Origin of the sequence: Treponema sp. HNW (assembly GCF_050320395.1) — a bacterium.
Taxonomy (GTDB): domain Bacteria; phylum Spirochaetota; class Spirochaetia; order Treponematales; family Treponemataceae; genus Treponema_C.
The window spans coordinates 139,907-157,126 of record NZ_CP144459.1 but is presented as its reverse complement, the minus strand read 5'-3'; the positions used below and the strand labels follow the sequence as shown (position 1 = coordinate 157,126).

Annotated in this window: 14 protein-coding genes; 5 read left to right on the top strand and 9 right to left on the bottom strand. The window is 45.6% G+C overall.

Annotation, left to right across the window (positions count from 1 at the left end):
• Window positions 1–40 precede the first annotated feature (40 nt).
• Window positions 41–1,105 carry a DUF6933 domain-containing protein gene (locus tag V1L52_RS00735; protein ID WP_428770383.1) on the top strand — a complete coding sequence of 355 codons (1,065 nt, stop codon included), beginning with the start codon at window positions 41–43 and terminating at the stop codon, window positions 1,103–1,105.
• 168 nt (window positions 1,106–1,273) lie between these two features.
• Here V1L52_RS00735 and V1L52_RS00730 read toward each other — a convergent pair whose 3' ends face one another.
• From V1L52_RS00730 to prfA, 4 genes are all read right to left on the bottom strand, one after another.
• Window positions 1,274–1,621 (bottom strand): transglycosylase domain-containing protein, encoded by a 348-nt coding sequence (locus V1L52_RS00730; RefSeq protein WP_428770382.1) that lies wholly within the window; start codon window positions 1,619–1,621, stop codon window positions 1,274–1,276.
• 220 nt (window positions 1,622–1,841) lie between these two features.
• The gene (locus V1L52_RS00725) at window positions 1,842–2,828 is read right to left on the bottom strand and encodes an L-serine ammonia-lyase, iron-sulfur-dependent, subunit alpha (RefSeq protein WP_428770381.1); all 987 of its coding nucleotides are present in this window, start codon (window positions 2,826–2,828) and stop codon (window positions 1,842–1,844) included.
• Window positions 2,821–3,483, bottom strand: coding sequence for an L-serine ammonia-lyase, iron-sulfur-dependent subunit beta (gene sdaAB / locus V1L52_RS00720; protein ID WP_428770380.1), 663 nt, complete (start codon window positions 3,481–3,483; stop codon window positions 2,821–2,823). The genes V1L52_RS00725 and sdaAB overlap by 8 nt, the downstream gene beginning before the upstream one ends.
• Window positions 3,484–3,497: 14 nt before the next feature.
• A complete protein-coding gene (gene prfA / locus V1L52_RS00715; RefSeq protein ID WP_428770379.1) occupies window positions 3,498–4,565 on the bottom strand; it encodes a peptide chain release factor 1 in 1,068 nt (355 codons plus the stop codon).
• Between the two features lie 81 nt (window positions 4,566–4,646).
• Here prfA and V1L52_RS00710 point away from each other — a divergent pair, with 81 nt between their 5' ends.
• Window positions 4,647–5,144 carry an O-acetyl-ADP-ribose deacetylase gene (locus V1L52_RS00710; RefSeq protein ID WP_428770378.1) on the top strand — a complete coding sequence of 166 codons (498 nt, stop codon included), beginning with the start codon at window positions 4,647–4,649 and terminating at the stop codon, window positions 5,142–5,144.
• A 55-nt stretch (window positions 5,145–5,199) separates the two neighbouring features.
• Entirely contained in the window at window positions 5,200–6,585 is a 1,386-nt protein-coding gene (locus tag V1L52_RS00705) for an aldehyde dehydrogenase (RefSeq protein WP_428770377.1), read from the top strand.
• Window positions 6,586–6,592: 7 nt separating this feature from the next.
• Here the strand turns inward: V1L52_RS00705 and uvrC are convergent, their stop codons facing one another.
• Window positions 6,593–8,641: an excinuclease ABC subunit UvrC gene (uvrC, locus tag V1L52_RS00700; RefSeq protein ID WP_428770376.1), complete on the bottom strand. Its 2,049-nt coding sequence runs from the start codon at window positions 8,639–8,641 to the stop codon at window positions 6,593–6,595.
• Between the two features lie 26 nt (window positions 8,642–8,667).
• Between uvrC and V1L52_RS00695 the strand changes: the two genes are divergently transcribed.
• Window positions 8,668–10,152 (top strand): hypothetical protein, encoded by a 1,485-nt coding sequence (locus tag V1L52_RS00695; protein WP_428770375.1) that lies wholly within the window; start codon window positions 8,668–8,670, stop codon window positions 10,150–10,152.
• On the top strand, window positions 10,149–12,815 hold the full coding sequence (locus tag V1L52_RS00690) for a tetratricopeptide repeat protein (protein ID WP_428770374.1): 2,667 nt from the start codon (window positions 10,149–10,151) through the stop codon (window positions 12,813–12,815). Before V1L52_RS00695 ends, V1L52_RS00690 begins: the two co-directional genes overlap by 4 nt.
• Here the strand turns inward: V1L52_RS00690 and V1L52_RS00685 are convergent.
• The 4 genes from V1L52_RS00685 to V1L52_RS00670 form a co-directional block, all read right to left on the bottom strand.
• Window positions 12,812–14,038, bottom strand: a complete 1,227-nt coding sequence (locus V1L52_RS00685; protein WP_428770373.1) for an ectonucleotide pyrophosphatase/phosphodiesterase — start codon at window positions 14,036–14,038, stop codon at window positions 12,812–12,814. The genes V1L52_RS00690 and V1L52_RS00685 overlap by 4 nt on opposite strands.
• A gap of 82 nt (window positions 14,039–14,120) precedes the next feature.
• Complete coding sequence (locus V1L52_RS00680) at window positions 14,121–14,741, bottom strand: hypothetical protein (RefSeq protein ID WP_428770372.1); 621 nt, start codon at window positions 14,739–14,741, stop codon at window positions 14,121–14,123.
• Window positions 14,731–15,336: a hypothetical protein gene (locus V1L52_RS00675; protein ID WP_428770371.1), complete on the bottom strand. Its 606-nt coding sequence runs from the start codon at window positions 15,334–15,336 to the stop codon at window positions 14,731–14,733. The genes V1L52_RS00680 and V1L52_RS00675 overlap by 11 nt, the downstream gene beginning before the upstream one ends.
• 23 nt (window positions 15,337–15,359) lie before the next feature.
• Entirely contained in the window at window positions 15,360–17,168 is a 1,809-nt protein-coding gene (locus V1L52_RS00670) for a S1 family peptidase (RefSeq protein ID WP_428770370.1), read from the bottom strand.
• Between the last annotated feature and the right edge of the window lie 52 nt (window positions 17,169–17,220).

Below are 17,220 nucleotides of genomic sequence, written 5' to 3'. Positions count from 1 at the left end.
AAATAAGTTTATTGTATAATCGCTTAGAGGAGTTAATGTTATGATATTCAGATTGACAAAAACGGCGCAAACACAATTAAATAATCCCGTACCGGAAACGGCGGATGCGGAAAACCGGTATTGTGAATGGTTTGTAAACATTTTTAGAAATAACCGCAAAAAATATTTTCTTATAACGAATGCTTATTCTTTTCTTTCCGTTATTATTCCGGCAAAAGGAATAACATCGGTAACGGCATTTTATGATGCTGCAATTACGGAGCTGAAAAATTATTGTGACTACAAAGCTATTCCCGACTTTTTTTCCACATACATTGCTCCTTACACAAAAGAACCGAAGACAAGTGCGACAAACAATCGCAGTGTTTTAAGCGTCATGAACCAAATAAAATTGTATACGGAAGATGTTGCTTTGGAAACCGCAGCCCCTGAGTATCTTTATGACGAGTTTGGAAAATATCTTACGCTCGCACTGGAAAAAGAATTCGGTAAGATTTATTCTCCTCACGAGGCTTTCATTTCTGAAGGAATGAAAAAGCCCGTATATTCCTACGATGCCAAGATAAAAGATACTCAAAAAAGTTTACCTGTTTATAAAAATGAATTAGGGGAGATACTGACAGATTCCGCCGCTATTGCTCAAGATCTTTGTTGGACGGCATGGGACACCGAAGACGATGTACCGGAAGGTTTGCGTGAACGGAAACGGCTTGTAAAGCAGGCTTTGTTATACGATAAAAACTGTACCGATGCTTATTGTATTTTAGCCGAAGATTCAAAAACTATAGGCAAACAATTGGAATATGCTCTTAAAGCAAAAGAATGTTTTGAAAAAGTTCATGATAAAAATTATTTTAAAAAAAATACGGGAGATTTTTACGGTATTTTGGAAACCCGCCCTTATATGAGGGCTCTTTGGTATTACAGTGATGCCCTTTCTCAACTGGGCCGTTTAAAAGAAGCGGCCGACGTTATGGAATACATGATCGTGCTATGCCCCAATGATAATCTCGGCGTACGCTTTGAATTGGCGGAAATATACAAAAAACTGAAGGATAAAAAATCTTTGGATGCGCTTATTAAGCAATTTGAGGGCTGCCTTTAGGCCATAACAGCCGACGCCGGAACACCTGTATTACAAATTCCTTCTTACCCATTATTGAGAGGTTTTGTTTTGAAAATGCAACCATCATCCGCTTTTTTTCTTTTACGCATTCCGCCAGATAATAATTAATAATATTCTGATAAGGCATTCCTGTTTCGTGTGTAAAAATCAAGGAGGGGCTTTATCGGAGTCTATAGAAGAAGGTAAAAAATCGTACTTGGCGGGATTCATAATAAGTAAACATAATTTTGTAAATTCCGCTTCGGTTAAATCCGTAGAATTCTTATTAAAGTAAAATTTGCAGGCGTTTTTGAGTCCGAAAACGTTGCGGCCGAAATAACACTTTGAAAAAAAATAATTATAACAATCTTTATAATCTATATGTTTGACAATGTACCTTGCCGTTGCAATTATTATAAACCGACGCTCCGTAGTCGTTATCGTTTTTATTTGGTCATTATTTGCAAGACAAAATTCCGCCGTATACCGTGCAACATTATTTTTAACGGAAAACATATCCGGCAACAAAAGAAGATGTTTAAATCTCGGATTTTTATTTTTTGTAAATATATAACTTGCAATCTGCATTTGATTATCGGTTAAAACAACGGAAATCTCCTTTTGTATTGTTTCTTTTGAAATCGGTACCGCTTTACTTTTTATAAATAAATTTATTCCTATATGACAAGAAGTTATAAATAATACGGCTGCAAATAAAAACCTTATTATTTTCATCTTATCCCAGCAGTTTTTTTGCCAAACTTTTTGCGGTTTTTGTTGCGGCAAGACCGCCCTTTGCCGTTTCTTTGAGGGCCGCGGGAAGCATTTTCCCCGTACGGAACATCGCTTCAAGCACTTCATCGGGGGGAACGGGAGAGCTCATACCCGCAAGCGCCATGTCCGCGCTTATAAGGGCGTTTACCGCCTGGCTTGCGTTCCGCTGGGCACAGGGAATCTGCACCAAGCCGGCTATGGGGTCGCACACGAGGCCCATCGCGTTCATCAGAGAAAAAGAAAAAGCGTTCATACTTTGTTCTACCGTACCGCCGGCAAATTCAACCGCAGCCGCCGAAGCCATTGCCGCAGCCGAAGCGCATTCGGCTTGACAGCCGCCCTCGGCCCCGGAAACGGTTGCATTTTTTACGATAACCGCACCGAGTCCCGACGCGGTTAAAAGTGCGCACAGGATTTTTTTGCGGGAGGCAGATAGGGCGAAAGCCGCCGACAACGTTTGACTGTCCGCCGCAGCTTCCGGAGCATCCGCCGTACCGGCTGCACATTCTGTACCGTCCGCCGAAGAAGAGGATACTTCCCTTTCATTCAAGGCTATCAAAACGGCAGGGATAATACCGCTTGAACCTGCAGTCGGGGCGGCGCAAATGCGCCCCATCGAAGCGTTCACTTCCGACACCGAAAGGGCAAGCGACATAACGCGGTTTATAAAGTTTCCGCATAAAAAAGAGCCTTTTTGCGTATATGCGTGGTGGCGGCTTGCATAGCCGTTTATAAGACTGCGCTCGGCATTCAAGGGAGCGTTCAAAGCTTTGAAAGCCGATTCTTCCATAACCCTAAAACGCTTATCCAATTCGGCAAAAACCGCTTCTTCACTTGTATTTTGAAGGGCGCACTCGTTATCCAAAATAAGACGCCATAGGGGCTTTTTTTCCGCAGCGCACAGCGCACACAATTGTTCAAAGTTCCGATACACAGCTTCCCTACACATTTATCACAATCACCGAAATCACATTCGCCAATGCGTCGAGCTTCTCTTTTATACCCGCTTCAACGGCCGAATCGGTTTCGATAATACAGCATGCAAAGCCGCCGCGTTCTTTACGGCTCACCTTCATAACCGCTATGTTGATTTTGTTTTGCGCCAAAACGCCCGAAATCTCGCTTATAACGCCGGGAACGTCTTTTTGAAACACAATGAGGGTGTTCGTTTCAGCCGCGAATTCGGTGTCGAATCCGTCTATCGATTTTACAAGGATTCTTCCGCCGCCGACCGAAGAGCCGGTAATTTCACAGCTTGAGCCGTCGTTTTTCGTAAAGGTAAGCCGGGCGGAATTTTCGTGCATGCCTTCCAAATCGGCTTCGTAAAAGTCGAAGGCCAAACCCGCGTTGCGCGCGTACGAAAAGGAGTCGCCAATGCGCTCATCGTCTTCGTAAAAACCCAAAACGCCTGCGACCAAAGCCTTATCCGTTCCGTGCCCGCGTCCCGTTTCGGCAAAACTTCCGAATAAGCCGAAACTCACCTTTGCAAAAGGCGGCCGTGCAATGTTCGCGGCGATACGTGCAAGGCGCGCCGCCCCCGCCGTGTGAGAACTTGAAGGCCCGGTCATAACAGGCCCTGCAACCTGAAACACGCTTATATCCATACCGCCGCCGTTTTTTACAGTTCGTTATGCAGCCGCTCTTCCTTTGCGTAAATGCACAGAGCGTCTATAAGCTCGTCGCAATAGCCCTGCATAATGTAATCGAGCTTGTACAATGTTAAGTTTATGCGGTGATCCGTTACGCGGTTTTGCGGAAAATTATAAGTACGGATACGCTCGGAGCGCTCGCCCGAACCGACCATGCTTTTACGCGCCGCCGCCCGCTCGGCATTTTTTTTCGACTCTTCCAAATCGAAAAGCCGCGCCCGCAACACGCGCATAGCCTTCGCTTTGTTTTTTATCTGACTTTTTTCGTCCTGCTGAATAACCACCAAGCCCGTCGGCAAGTGGGTAAGACGCACCGCCGAATCGGTTGTGTTGACGCACTGACCGCCCGGGCCGCCCGCCCTCATCACGTCAACCCGTAAATCTTCGGGCCGTATTTCGATTTCCGTTTCTTCGGCCTCCGGCAGCACCGCCACCGTAACCGCACTTGTATGCACGCGCCCCTGAGATTCGGTTTCCGGCACACGCTGAACGCGGTGAACCCCGCCTTCATAGCGCAAACTGCCGTATACGTATTTTCCGCTTATCGAAAAAGATATTTCCTTATAGCCGCCCACCTCGGTTTCGTTTGCGCCCATAATTTCGTACTTCCAGCCCTTCATATCGGCATAGCGCGTGTACATACGGAACAAATCCGCCGCAAACAGCGATGCTTCGTCGCCGCCGGCACCTCCGCGGATTTCCATAATAATATTTTTTTCTTCCAAAGGGTCGGGCGGAATCAGCAAAAATTTGAGCTTTTCTTCCATTACGGGAAGCTTTTCTTCAAGCTCCTTTAATTCTTCGCGCGCAAATTCCTTCATATCGTGATCGTCTTCTTCGGTAATCAAATGCTTTGCGTCCTCGATACCCTGCAAAAGCTTTTTGTACTCCTCGAATTCGCGCATTACCTCCGACAAGTGCGAATGTTCGCGCATCACCTCTTTATATTGTTTCGGATTTTTTATCAACTCCGGATCCTGAACGGCCTCATTCAATTCTTTAAACCGTTCAGCCATTTGTTCAAGCCGTTTAATCATAACGGAATTATATAGAAAAAAAGACGCACAGGCAAGCGTTTTTTTCTTGCGGAGGCGGCATTTTAGCCGTATAATAAAAACATGCCCATACATATTCTTATGCAGGATATTACACAAATGAAGGTTGACGCGATTGTAAATGCCGCAAACACCTCCCTTCTGGGCGGAGGCGGCGTAGACGGAGCCATACACCGTGCGGCCGGCCCCCGTTTATTGGAAGCATGTAAAAAGCTCAACGGCTGTAAAACCGGAGATGCAAAAATAACGGAAGCCTATAACCTGAACGCCCGCTACGTTATCCACACCCCCGGCCCCGTTTACCGCGGCGCTTCAAGCGATTCGGAACTTCTTGCATCCTGTTACCGCCGCTCCTTAGAGCTTGCCGCCTCAAACGGATGCTCGTCAATCGCCTTTCCCTGCATAAGCACAGGCGTGTACGGCTACCCCAAACGGGAAGCCGCCGAAACAGCCCTGAGTGAAATCCGCCGTTTTTTAGCCGAAAGCGGAGATACCATGCAGGTTTATATCGTGTGCTTTGATGAAGAATCCTTCGCGATTTATAAAAGAATGAAAGCCTAAAACGGATTCCGCTGCGCCCTTGACTTTCACCGTCTTCGGGTTTATGCTTGGTGCTATGAGTAATATAGCCGAATTGGTACAAATCCAAAAAGAGTATTTTAACGGCGGAGAAACCCTCGATATAAGCTTCCGCAAAAATCAATTAAAAAAACTGTATCGGGTTATCGCCGACAATCAAACCGAAATCTTTGACGCCCTTAAAGCCGATTTAAATAAGGCGCCCTTTGAAACCTACGAAACCGAAATCGGCATTGTGCTTGAAGAAATACGCTACTTGATTTCACATCTTTCAAAATGGGCAAAGCCGAAACGCGCTTCAATGCCTTTGGCTTTGTTTCCGGCAAAGGGGGCCATGCATTTTGAGCCCTACGGGCGCGTTCTTATTATGTCGCCGTGGAACTATCCCTTTCAGCTTGCAATGGATCCCCTTGCGGGAGCTATTGCGGCCGGAAACTGCGCCGTCTTAAAACCATCGAATTATTCTCCGGCAACTTCCAAACTTATACAAAAACTTATCCGCTCGATATATCCTGAAAAATACGTTGCCGTCGTCGAAGGCGGACGCGAAGCAAATGCCGATTTGCTCAAACAGCAGTTCGACTATATATTTTTTACGGGAGGCACAACGGTCGGCCGACTCGTTATGGAAAGCGCCGCGAAGTTTTTAACCCCCGTCAGTTTGGAGCTGGGCGGCAAAAGCCCTTGTATTGTAGACGAAAGCGCCGATATCGATTTGGCGGCGCGCCGTATCGTATGGGGAAAGTATTTGAATGCGGGGCAAACCTGTGTATGCCCGGACTATGTTTTGGCGCACAAGGACATAAAACAAAAACTGATTGAACGCATGTGCTATTGGGTCGGCCGCCATTACGGAGACAATCCGCTTACAAATCCCGACTACGCAAAAATTATCACGGATCACCATTTTGAACGCTTGGCCGCCCTGTCTGACGGAACAAATCCCGCAAACGGAAAACGTGTGTTAGGCGGCGCACGCGATGCCGCTTCGCGCAAAATAGCGCCGGTTATTTTGGACTCTCCTTTGCCGGACTCGCCCGTTATGAGCGAAGAAATATTCGGCCCGATAATGCCCGTTTCGGAATTTTCATCTTTGGAAGAAGTGCGCCGCTTTGTTACGGAACGCCCCCGGCCGCTTGCCCTGTACTTTTTTTCGTCGTCGAAACAAAATATACGCTTTATCGTCAAACGCCTTTCGTACGGGGGCGGCTGCATAAACGATACGATTGTCCATCTGGCTTCTTCAAAGATGCCCTTCGGAGGTATCGGAAACAGCGGTATGGGCCGTTATCACGGCAAGGCAAGTTTCGACACTTTCAGCCATACAAAGTCGGTGCTTACCCGCGGCACCTTCCCCGACATAACCGTGCGTTATCCGCCCTACAATTCAAAACTTGCACTGTTACAAAAGATGTTAAAGTAAACGGGCGCTATAACGGCTCATTTTCTCCGCTCTCAAAATCGGCGGCTTTTCGGAGCTTTGCCTTATACGGGGGAGTATCTTCAGCCGCTATGGAAGCCGCATTTTTCGCTCCGCCCGCATCCGCTTCGCTTCCGTCGCCGCCCAAGGCAAGACGTGCAAGCTGCGCCGTATAGGTTTGCCCCGTATTGCCGGCACCGCTTGAACGGGGGGCCTCCTGTGTAAAACCGGTAAGCGGACCGGGGCTTTGAGAAAGTATAAGAAGGGCTGCCTTACGCACATCGGCGGCCTTTTCCGCAGTTAAGGTTAAAACATCGGCAATATCTTGAACCGAGGCGCGGCTAAAATCCTGTAAAGTCGCCCACTTTTCCGTAATAAGGGCGGCTCTTCGGTTTCCTATATGAGGGAGACGCGTAAATACGCTGACCGTATTTTCTTTTGTACGCAGTCTTTGGTTTCGGCTTGTCGCAAAGCGGTGCGTTTCATCACGGACGCGCTGTAAAAGGCGTAAAGCATCGCTTCGGCGCGGAAGTGAAAGAGGCGTACTGTTTCCCGGAAAATAGATATCTTCATTTTTTTCCGCCAAGCCGATAAGGGGAATATTCAAGCCCAAAGAGTCAAGCACCCCTTTTGCGGCGTTTACCTGCCCTATACCGCCGTCTACCATAATAAGGTCGGGCATTTCGGCATGTTCATTTAAAAGACGGGTATAACGGCGGCTTACAACTTCACGCATGGAATCGAAGTCGTCTATGCGGCCGTCGAGGGATTTGAGGCGGAATATGCGGTAATTTTTTTTGTCGGGATTGCCGTTGTAAAAGCTGATAAGGCTTGCAACCGGAAATTTTCCGGCCAAATGAGCAATGTCGAAGCCTTCTATACGCATCGGAAGCGTTTCCGATTTTAGCAGATTTTTCAACTCTTCAAGGGCGGGAGTATCTCCGCGCTCGCGCATACGGCGGATTATATCTTCTTTTGCGTTATGGGCCGCCATATTTAAAGAAGCATCGTGGCGCGCAAAGGCGTCGGTTTCTTCGGGAACGGTAATAAGGCTTTGAATGCCGAAGGTATCGAAAAGCCATTTTTGAGTCAACTCCAAGCCCCGCTTATCGCGTACAAAGATTTTGGGCGGAATCATGGACTTTTCGGTATAATAGGCGGTGATAAACTCGGAAATCAATTCTTCGTTTTCTTTTAAACTGCGGGTACGGTACAAATCGCGCATAATGAGCTTTCCCGAGCGCATTTTCAAAACCGCAAAACTGACAAGGGGACCTTCGGCATAAAAACCTATGTAGTCGCGGTTTTCGGGATTAAAATCGGCAACGGTGTTTTGAATGCGCAGAGTTTTTAATGCGGCAAGACAATCTCGGCAGCGGGCCGCTTTTTCGAATTCGAGTTTTTGGGCGGCTTCTTTCATCTTACATTCAAGTTTCTCCACCGATACCTCTATTTTTTCTTCAAGAAAATCTCTAATTTCATCGATAATAGAAGCATAGGAATGTTTGTCGATTTTCCCGCAGCAGGGGGCGGCACACCGTCCTATATGATAGTACATACAGGGATTGCGTCTTTTAGGCATTTTTTTACACCGGCGAAGAGGATATATGCTGCCGAGGGTATCTATAAAGGTACCGAGGGCTCCCGCGTCGGGAAAGGGGCCGTAGTACAAGGAGCCGTCCTGTATAATTCTGCGGGTTTTTATAATCCGCGGAAATACTTCATTGGTAATTCGTGCGACGGGATAAGACTTGTCGTCTTTTAAGTCTATATTATAACGCGGATGATGTTCTTTTATGAGCGTATTTTCCAAAAGAAGGGCTTCGTATTCATTCGCGGTCGTAATATATTCTATAGAAAAGGCCTTTGAAACCAAAATACGGGTTTTTATATCTTTTTGCCCGGAAAAATAGGAGGATAAACGGTTTTTCAGATTTTTTGCCTTCCCTACATACAGGATATGCTTTGCGGCGTCTTTCCATAAATACACGCCGCTGGAACGGGGTGCCGAAAGCGCCGTTTCATGCAAAATCCGGTATTGTTCTGTTTGCGCGTTCATTCTGTACCGTTATTAGGGAGACTTTTATGAAATATACAAAACATATAACCGCCCTCTCCTTCCTTTTTATCCTGTCCTTCGGTTTAACGGCTGCTGAAAAAAAACTGGTACTCGGCGGAGATGCCGGCTGGCCCGCTTTTTCAAATTCCGCCAATATTACAAAAATTCCGGGCCGCTTCGGAAAAGAAGCGGTAAGCATATCTACCGCTTCGGTACCTTTAAGGGCCGATACCGATTTACTGCTGAATTTTGAAAATGCCGATCCTTCCGATATCACGGGAAATTACAAGGTTCTTTCTTCAAGTTTAACCCGAACGGACGATACCATTATGGGTAAATACGCAGCTCTTGGCAAGGGGGCTAAAAAGGGATTGGAAATGAGGGGAGGTCCCGGCAGTATGTTCGGAAGGCAGGGCCCCACCGGTTCTTTTACCCTGTCTTTTTGGTTAAATCCCTCTTTGGCGGAAAACGGCGAAAGCGTACTGTCTTGGCGTTCTTCCAGAAATATGGAAAACATTCCGGTATACCAAATGATTGCAGCCGCTTTTTTTAACAATAAAATCGAATGGACCTTCACAAATGTTTTTTCTTTATCGAATTCCGTAAAAAACATACGCTTTTCGGGGAAAAGCATGATTATTCCGAATAGGTGGGCCCTGCACACCCTGTGTTTTGATGAAGAAACGGGGCTTTTGCAATATTTTGTAAACGGGAAAACGGAAGCGCTCTTGTATACCACTTCAACCGGACGGGAAAACGGAAGCGTCTATATTCCGATTTTAGGCGTCCCCGCGGAATTGGAAATATGCCCCGGATTTACGGGACAAATAGATGATTTTTGCATACAAAAAGCGGTGCTGCCGCCCGACTACCGTCAAGCACGTTTTAATCCCGACGGCGCGTATTTTACAAGCAGGGCTATAGGCCCCCTTCCTCCGGGAAGCCGTATTACAGGCTTGGATGCCGTCATCGATACCCCCGAACAAACAGATGTCCGCTTTTTTATACGCGCGGGCAATAACTATCATACATGGACTTCCCTTTCTCCGGAATGGATACCCGTAGAAAATAAAAAAAGCATTTCCGGTGTGGAAGGAATATGGTTTCAGGTTGCGGCGGCTCTTTACACCGACGGAGGAGGAACAAAAAGCCCTTCAATAACGGAAATAATTTTGCACTATAAAGAAAAAGAAGCCCCGCTGCCGCCCGTACGTGTATTTGCCGAGGCAAAAGACGGCAGCGTAGAGCTTTCCTGGCTTGCTTCGGCAGGCAATACGGTATCCGGTTATACCGTCTATTACGGGGAAGCGCCGGGAGAATACTTGGGGAAAAGCGCCTTCGAGGGGGCATCACCCATAGATGCGGGCAATGTATTATCTTTACGCCTTTCCGGCTTAAAAAACGGAGCCATATATTATTTTGCCGTAGCAGCCTATGACAATACCGATATGAAAATCGAAGGGGTCTTGTCTCGGGAAGTATACGCACGGCCCCTAAGGGGAAAGAGATGAGTCAAACAGCGACGAAATTTTCAAAAGAATCCGTGGTTATACGGCAGGCACAAAAAGCCGTACTGGCAAGAGATTATCACGCCGCCATCCGTCTTTATGTACGGATTTTAAAAGCGGATCCGAACAACAAAGAAATATTGACCAAATTGGCCGGCGTATATGTTTTAGCGGGTGACGACGACAACGCACTTAAAATCTTCACAAAGATTCTTAAAACAGACCCTGCAAATTTTAAAGCTCTCAATAACTTAAGCGGCATATACCGCAGAATGGGAAAGCTCGACGAGTCTTTGAACGTTATAAACAAGTTGAAAAAAAGCGGCCTCAATGAGGATGAGGTGGAATTCAACGCCGGCTATACTTATAAGCTTATGGGAAAATACGATGAAGCGCTTTCATCGTTTTACAATGCCCTTGAAAAAAACCCGGGAGACGTACTTGCCTACAATCACATAGGCAGCATAGAAGATTTGCGCGGACACCCGGATAAAGCCCTTGCCGCTTTTTCCCGCGGTCTGCAAATAGATCCCAACCACCCCGTACTTCACTATAATACCGCCATGCACTTTGCCGCACAAAACCGGCCCGACAGAGCGGCACAACACTTCGAAGCCGCTTTAAAAGCAAATGCAGGCTGGGGAGATGCTCTCAATCAATACTCGGATTTATTAGTCCGCAGCGGAACCGAAGAACGGGCTGAAGAGCTTTTGCTTAAAAATATAAAATTGAACCCCGAAAATACAACCGCTTATAATAAACTGGGCCGGCTTTATTCGGATCAAAAAAAATACGATGATGCCGAAAAAATGTATCTGAAGGTTTTGGATTTTGACAGTGAAAACATGGCGGCTCTCAGCGGGCTGGGAAACGTATACGATAAACAAAAAAAATATTTTAATGCCGCCGCCATATTGGAACGATTGGGAAAACTGCAGGAAAATGACCCCGCAACCGCATTACGCTACGCAAAGATTCTTATTGAATTGAACAGACTGCAGGATGCCGCCGTTTTGCTCAAAAAACTGTACATTCGCGAACAAAACGATATCCCGCTTTTAAACATACTCGGACAATACTTTATACGCAGCAGAGATTTAAAAAAAGCCTATGTATGTTTAAATCGTATTGCACGCATAGCACCGGATGAGTGCGACTTTTTAAAAGAGAATGCCGTACAGTTTATGTATATAAAAGATTTCAAAAATGCCGAACGGCTTTTACAAACATATTTAAAAAGTCGGCCCGACGATTCCGAAGCGTGGGCGGATTTGGCCAGATGCTATGACGCGATGGGTTTGCATAAAAAATCGCTTTCGGCTTTACAACAGTGTTTGGACTTGGATAAAAATAATTTCAGTGCAATTGAATTATTGGGCAAGCTCAGCCGCTGCCTCGACAGCGACGTTGAAGCAACCGATGTCATTACGGCTCTCTTAAATAAAACCATCAACGCCGAAGGAAATTTGGACACCCTCTTGTATTCGATGGAAGCACGGGAAAACATCCTTAACCATATCACAAGGCCCGATTCCGAAGATGAAAACACGGAAACGGAGCCTATCGGGCAATACAGGGAAACGGAATTTTTGGACAGCGATGTAGATGAAGACGAATTTCTACAGCTTGACTTTCTCGCACCGGAGAGTTCCGTCGAAGACGAATACAATCCTTTGGACTTAATCGAACTCGAAGACGATCAACCGGAAAAAGAGTCTCAAAAAGAATCTTTTGATTTTTCGGACCTGCTCGCTCCCGATATGCCCGTTGAATATGACCGCGGCAGAGACGGGGAACTGAACGATAACCCTTTCGATTTACCCTACTCACAAAAATATGAGCCATCCGAAGAAGAAACGGTTATAGATGTGGACGGAACCGGATTTGAACCTGAAGACGATGAAAAAGAGGAAGAAGACAAAAATGAGGCCCCTGTTTCTCTGTTTCAGAATCCCCTTCCCGAAACTCCGTACGACAACCGTCCTTCACAGCCGAAGCGGATGCCGCAGAATACCGCACCGTACTTTGAGCCGGACCCCGAAGAGAATGTTTTGGAACCTCTGACACCGGAACCGGAACCTTTTTTTGACAAAGAGGGTGACGACGATTTTGAAATCATAGATGAACCCCCGGAAGCCGAACCCGAAAATTTTACGGAATCGGATGCGGATATGGAACAGCCTGTTGAAACCGAACCGGCCGAACTTGAACCCGATATTCCTTTGGAAACCCGGGATAAATCCGAAGAGAACGGCGAACTTCCTTTAGAATCGGAAGAAGAAGAGGAACTCGAAGAAGAAAGCGCCGCCGAAGAAGAAGAGAATGAAGACGCGGGAGACGATGAAAACCCCGAAGAAGAACTCAGTCTTGATGAAGAACTGATGAAACAAATGCGTGAGGTTTTAGCTCATGTCTTCGACAAACCCCCGATAAAAGAATTCTCACGCACTTTCGAGATGTTCGACTCGCTGCGCGGCTTATGCTCGTATTTGCCCGCCGTAAAAAAAGACGAATTTTTCTCGGATTTGAATCGCGTACAGCTGGACTATGTCATAGACCGCTTGGAAGGCAAGCCGGGGCTTTTAGCCGCCGCGCAGGCTTTACATACACGCGGGTTTATAAAACCGAAGGCGCATCACAAACATTCGGGAAACGGAAGGCTTTAAGGGGCTATCGAAAGTCCCAATTCCCGAGCGGCAAGCTTTGTAACGTCAAGAATCGAAGAGCAGGAAAAGTTTTCCGTCTTTTTATTCACTGCACAAAAAACCCCGTAGCGGGACCGGTCTAAGGAATAGCCGTGCGTACCTTTTTCGTAGTGAGTATCACCGAAATGATACCCCGTTTTTGCACAGACACCGAATAAAGCTCCTGCAGGATAAAGCGGCGAAGGGGAGGCAAAACCGGACTCTTTCATCTCATCGGCGGATAAAAGACGGTCTACTCCTTCCATTGCCAAAACCTCTTTTTTTATACATTCCGTATCTTCCTTTGCATTGGCGCTTGATGCCGAATTAAGCCCGCCGAACAAAAAAGCGCTGCCCCCCGCATAGTGGAAAAAATACCGGTAATCACTTATAATGTTTACGCTTTTTTTAAAAACTTCATCGTAACTTTCGGTTTGTTTTAAAAAGCCCATCTTTTCAAGTAAAAGGTTGGGATGAAGATTCGTATGCACGTCCAACTGGGCATGGTCCGAAAATACGATAACGGTGGTATCTTTTTCAAGAACCGCAAGGATTTCTCCCAAAAAGCCGTCCAAGTATTCCAAAGCTTTTTTTGTTTCCGCAGCGCTCCGTCCGTATTGATGACAGATTGTATCGAAGCTGGTTAAGTGCAAAAGCATAAAGTCGGGCTTTTTTTCGGAAATTATATCGCGCATAACGTGAACGGCAAAGTTATCGAGCGAGGGTTGAGAAATACCGCGCATCAAGTGCCGGTGCCGGAAAAAAGCCTGCATTTGAATAAAAAAAGAACCGGCCTTTAAATTCTGCACAACCTGATTTTCGCCCTTTCGTATCACCACTTCGGGCAGATTCCAGTTTATATCTTCGGAATAGCCCGTAACCGGCCATAAGACGGCGGCCGTTTTAAGACCTTTTTCACGGGCGGCACACCACAGCGTTTTTGCTTTTATACGCCGGCTGTCATAACACCAGGCACCTTCTTCGGCGGGGTCTATAAAGGTGTTCGATATAATACCGTGCATACTCGGCGGAACACCCGTTGCAACCGACGTGTGAACGGGATAGGTATTCGATATAAAAACCGTTTGCATATCGCGGAAAAGCGTACCCTGCCCCGCAAGCCGGCTGAAATTCGGCAATAAAAGCAATTCATCAAGCTCATCGCTTCCGACCGCATCAAAACTGATTAATATAAGCTTACTCATAGCCGCCCCTACCCCCGTGCAATCAAACCATAAAAAAAGCGGAAAGGGTTAAGTCTCTCCGCTTTTATCGGGCATATGCCCCTTATTTTTTTTCTTTTTCTTCAGGGTCCGTTAAAACGGCGCGCGTTAACTGAACCTCTTTACCGAGCCGGGCGTTTAAAATATCCTGCGCTTCGTCAAACTCATCACGCCTTTGCACACCGTCGACCATAAAGTTATCGCCTGCAAAACTGTAGGTATAGGAACCGATATAGACATAGCGGTTTTCAGGCGAAACCTGCACATCCATACCGAAAGGAAGATAAATGTGACGGGCGCGTTCATAAAATATATTACCCTTTGTAAGTTTATTAGACTCCGGAGTAAAAAGAAAAACAAAGAATCCCTTTAAAGAAAAACGTCCGTCTTTCGGTATTTTTATTGGAATAAAGAAATAATCCCCAATCACGGAATCTATAGGCACCGATGGAATCTGCGCATTCGGAGATGTTAAAAACCCGTATCTGTGAGGGGCATCTCTCAATTCAGGGTTCAAATCAAGAGTTTTAATGTAAAAATCTCTATCAATATCTTGCAAAAGAGAAACACGGCCGACAAGCAAGACCTGTTTTTTCCCGGGTTCTTTTACTTTTGCGTTCTGTGCGACAATCGTCGATACGGCGCATAACAACAAGACAAATATACATACATATTTATTCTTCATTTTTCAACTCCTCTATTCTTGCTTTTAATAAAGGTGCCCAATCGGTTTTACCATATACCTTTAATGCAAAGTCTAAAGCTTTAAGTTCTTCTTTGGTTTCTCTTTTTTTATCTTTTACAATAGACATTTCACTTCCCAGTGCCAATATGGGGTTCCTGCTTCCGTAGAAATATAAGCCGGGTTCTTTCGGGGTGGTAAATCCGAGATCATTTTGTCCATTTAAACCGTACAAATAATAATAAAAAGTTTGACTTCTACCCGTATTTATTACTTGAACCCCTATATATTGTTTGTATCTGCCGCCGGGAATAAGCGGTTTGGAAACCCAGAAGTTTTTTTCGCTATATGTATGGCCATAATCAGCCGGTTTTGTTGTATCCGCTTGAAAAAAATCCAAAGATGTATTCTCAGAAGCAAAAGAGCCGTATACTAAAACCGAATCTGTCGGAGAACCTGTTGCCTTCGCTAGAAAGTTGCCTCGATTCGAGGATTGAATTCCTTTAATAAGCAACATAGCGGTTATACATCCCGTAAAAAGAAATGACGAAACAATTACCAAACATAATGCAACAATATGAATCTTTTTTATTTTCATAATCTGCTCCTTCTACATATTAATTAAAAGACCAAAATTGCGGATATTATAAGCGAGTTTTTTTCCACAGCCATTCCTTTTCCGAAAGACGATGCTTTTTGACTCATACGTCTATATCCGAGACCTAAAAACACGTTTATATCCGCACCAAAATCATATCCGCCTTTTACGCCGCCTTCAAAACTTGCAGCAACGCCCTGCGGCGTTTTGTTATCAAAAGAACCGAATCCTGCCCAGTTAAACCCCAAAAAGCCGGATATATAAGGAAGCACATAGGCTTTTCCGATTGACATCGGAACCTGCACGGTAAGAAGGGGTCCCATAATGAACCGATTTGCATCGCTAATCTTTACAAAAACATAGTCTTTTTCAGACACAAAGTTTACTTTATCGGCGGATAAACCCAGTCCGATTCCTATCCATCGTGCATCCAAACCGTTAAAATCGGCAAAATACGTATACGAAGCGCAAAAACCGCTCTTTGCATCCTTACTTAAAGAAGCGTCAAATCCCGCCTGTACCGCCGAAGCATAGGGGCTTTCAAAACCGAAAAAAGGCGCATCGCTGTTATCCGAACTCGATTTTTTACCCGTTTTTTTACCTTGCTTACCGTCTTCGTCCTTTTCCTTCACTTCGCCGAACCTTTCCAATCTCCATAGGCCCTGTTCGGGAATCCAGCGCGTTTCTACAGGATTTTCAAACTTTTCGCTTTTAATCGGAGCGGTACATACTACCGATGATACCTCGGTAACCTCTCCTGCGGAAACAAGTGAACGTTCCTCATTCTTTCCGAGTTTTTGCCATATATCCCATGCAAGGGCATAGCGCATCCCTTCAATAGGAGAATAGTTGTTAAAAACGGCAACTACAACCGAACGCACGGCGGAAGGGGCCGATGAAAGCGCCTTCATAAAGGCATCTTTTCCTTCGGAAGCGACATAGCTGTATGAGATATATTTTACAATATCCGTAAAATCATTATCCTGTTTTGCCGCATCCGCAACAAAATCCCGAACACGCATTTCCGCCTGCTCTTTAACCGCGGATAAGGTCTCCGGATTTAAAACCTTTTTTATATATGCTTGAACCGCTGCGGAAGGAATCGAATAGTTCGTATCCTGACGGCCCCTATACTTCCATGTATTCACACCCAGCACCGCATAACCGGTTTCCGCCGTTTTATCCGTAATTAAAAGAGGACCGCCGGAGTTTCCGCCGTCAATTTGCGCCGAATGCTGAATAAGAGCGGTAATATCCGGATCAACCAAATCCTTTATCCGTGCAGAAGCATTTGTAACCGAACCCTTTCCCAGCTGCCACAGAGGTTCTCCCGCAAGACCGGGAAAGCCCGCCGTCCAAACATCCTGACCGTCCGAAGCCGGTTTTGAACTGAAGGATAAACCCGTTTTAAAAGGATTTATACCCTTGGGAAAACTTAAAATCGCCAAATCGATTTCTTCATCGGCGTTTAAAACCTTCAAATTGTCGTACTTTGTTGTCCCTCCGTTATCTCCTTCAAATTCAATCGATACCGTTTCGGCCTGCGATACGACATGGCGGTTTGTAATAATATAGTTTGTTCCGTCGGGAGCAACATAGACAAAGCCCGAACCGAAACCGCCTTTTAAATAAGAATCCACGGCTTTGGCATACGAAGTATATCCTTTTGACTGTAAGAGCTCGCGGTATTCTTCAAGCATGGAAACGCTTTCCGGATAATATTTTTCACGTACGATTCCGACATAATTTTTAACTTGAGAAAAAACGGCGGCAGGAAATAAAAAAAGCAATATGATAAAAAGCCGTTTTGTTTTTGCGGTGCGAATAAACATCTAAACCTCCTGATTTATTCAGTCTAAACAATTTCTTCTTTTATGTAAAGAC

What these genes read in the sequence shown, in the direction of transcription:
- V1L52_RS00690 (WP_428770374.1), top strand. Translation starts at nt 10,149, where the DNA reads ATGAGTCAAACAGCGACGAAATTTTCAAAAGAATCCGTGGTTATACGG.
- V1L52_RS00670 (WP_428770370.1), bottom strand. Translation starts at nt 17,168, where the DNA reads ATGTTTATTCGCACCGCAAAAACAAAACGGCTTTTTATCATATTGCTT.
- V1L52_RS00695 (WP_428770375.1), top strand. Translation starts at nt 8,668, where the DNA reads ATGAAATATACAAAACATATAACCGCCCTCTCCTTCCTTTTTATCCTG.
- V1L52_RS00680 (WP_428770372.1), bottom strand. Translation starts at nt 14,741, where the DNA reads ATGAAGAATAAATATGTATGTATATTTGTCTTGTTGTTATGCGCCGTA.
- V1L52_RS00735 (WP_428770383.1), top strand. Translation starts at nt 41, where the DNA reads ATGATATTCAGATTGACAAAAACGGCGCAAACACAATTAAATAATCCC.
- V1L52_RS00725 (WP_428770381.1), bottom strand. Translation starts at nt 2,828, where the DNA reads ATGTGTAGGGAAGCTGTGTATCGGAACTTTGAACAATTGTGTGCGCTG.
- prfA (WP_428770379.1), bottom strand. Translation starts at nt 4,565, where the DNA reads ATGATTAAACGGCTTGAACAAATGGCTGAACGGTTTAAAGAATTGAAT.
- sdaAB (WP_428770380.1), bottom strand. Translation starts at nt 3,483, where the DNA reads ATGGATATAAGCGTGTTTCAGGTTGCAGGGCCTGTTATGACCGGGCCT.
- V1L52_RS00730 (WP_428770382.1), bottom strand. Translation starts at nt 1,621, where the DNA reads ATGTTTTCCGTTAAAAATAATGTTGCACGGTATACGGCGGAATTTTGT.
- V1L52_RS00710 (WP_428770378.1), top strand. Translation starts at nt 4,647, where the DNA reads ATGCCCATACATATTCTTATGCAGGATATTACACAAATGAAGGTTGAC.
- V1L52_RS00705 (WP_428770377.1), top strand. Translation starts at nt 5,200, where the DNA reads ATGAGTAATATAGCCGAATTGGTACAAATCCAAAAAGAGTATTTTAAC.
- V1L52_RS00685 (WP_428770373.1), bottom strand. Translation starts at nt 14,038, where the DNA reads ATGAGTAAGCTTATATTAATCAGTTTTGATGCGGTCGGAAGCGATGAG.
- uvrC (WP_428770376.1), bottom strand. Translation starts at nt 8,641, where the DNA reads ATGAACGCGCAAACAGAACAATACCGGATTTTGCATGAAACGGCGCTT.
- V1L52_RS00675 (WP_428770371.1), bottom strand. Translation starts at nt 15,336, where the DNA reads ATGAAAATAAAAAAGATTCATATTGTTGCATTATGTTTGGTAATTGTT.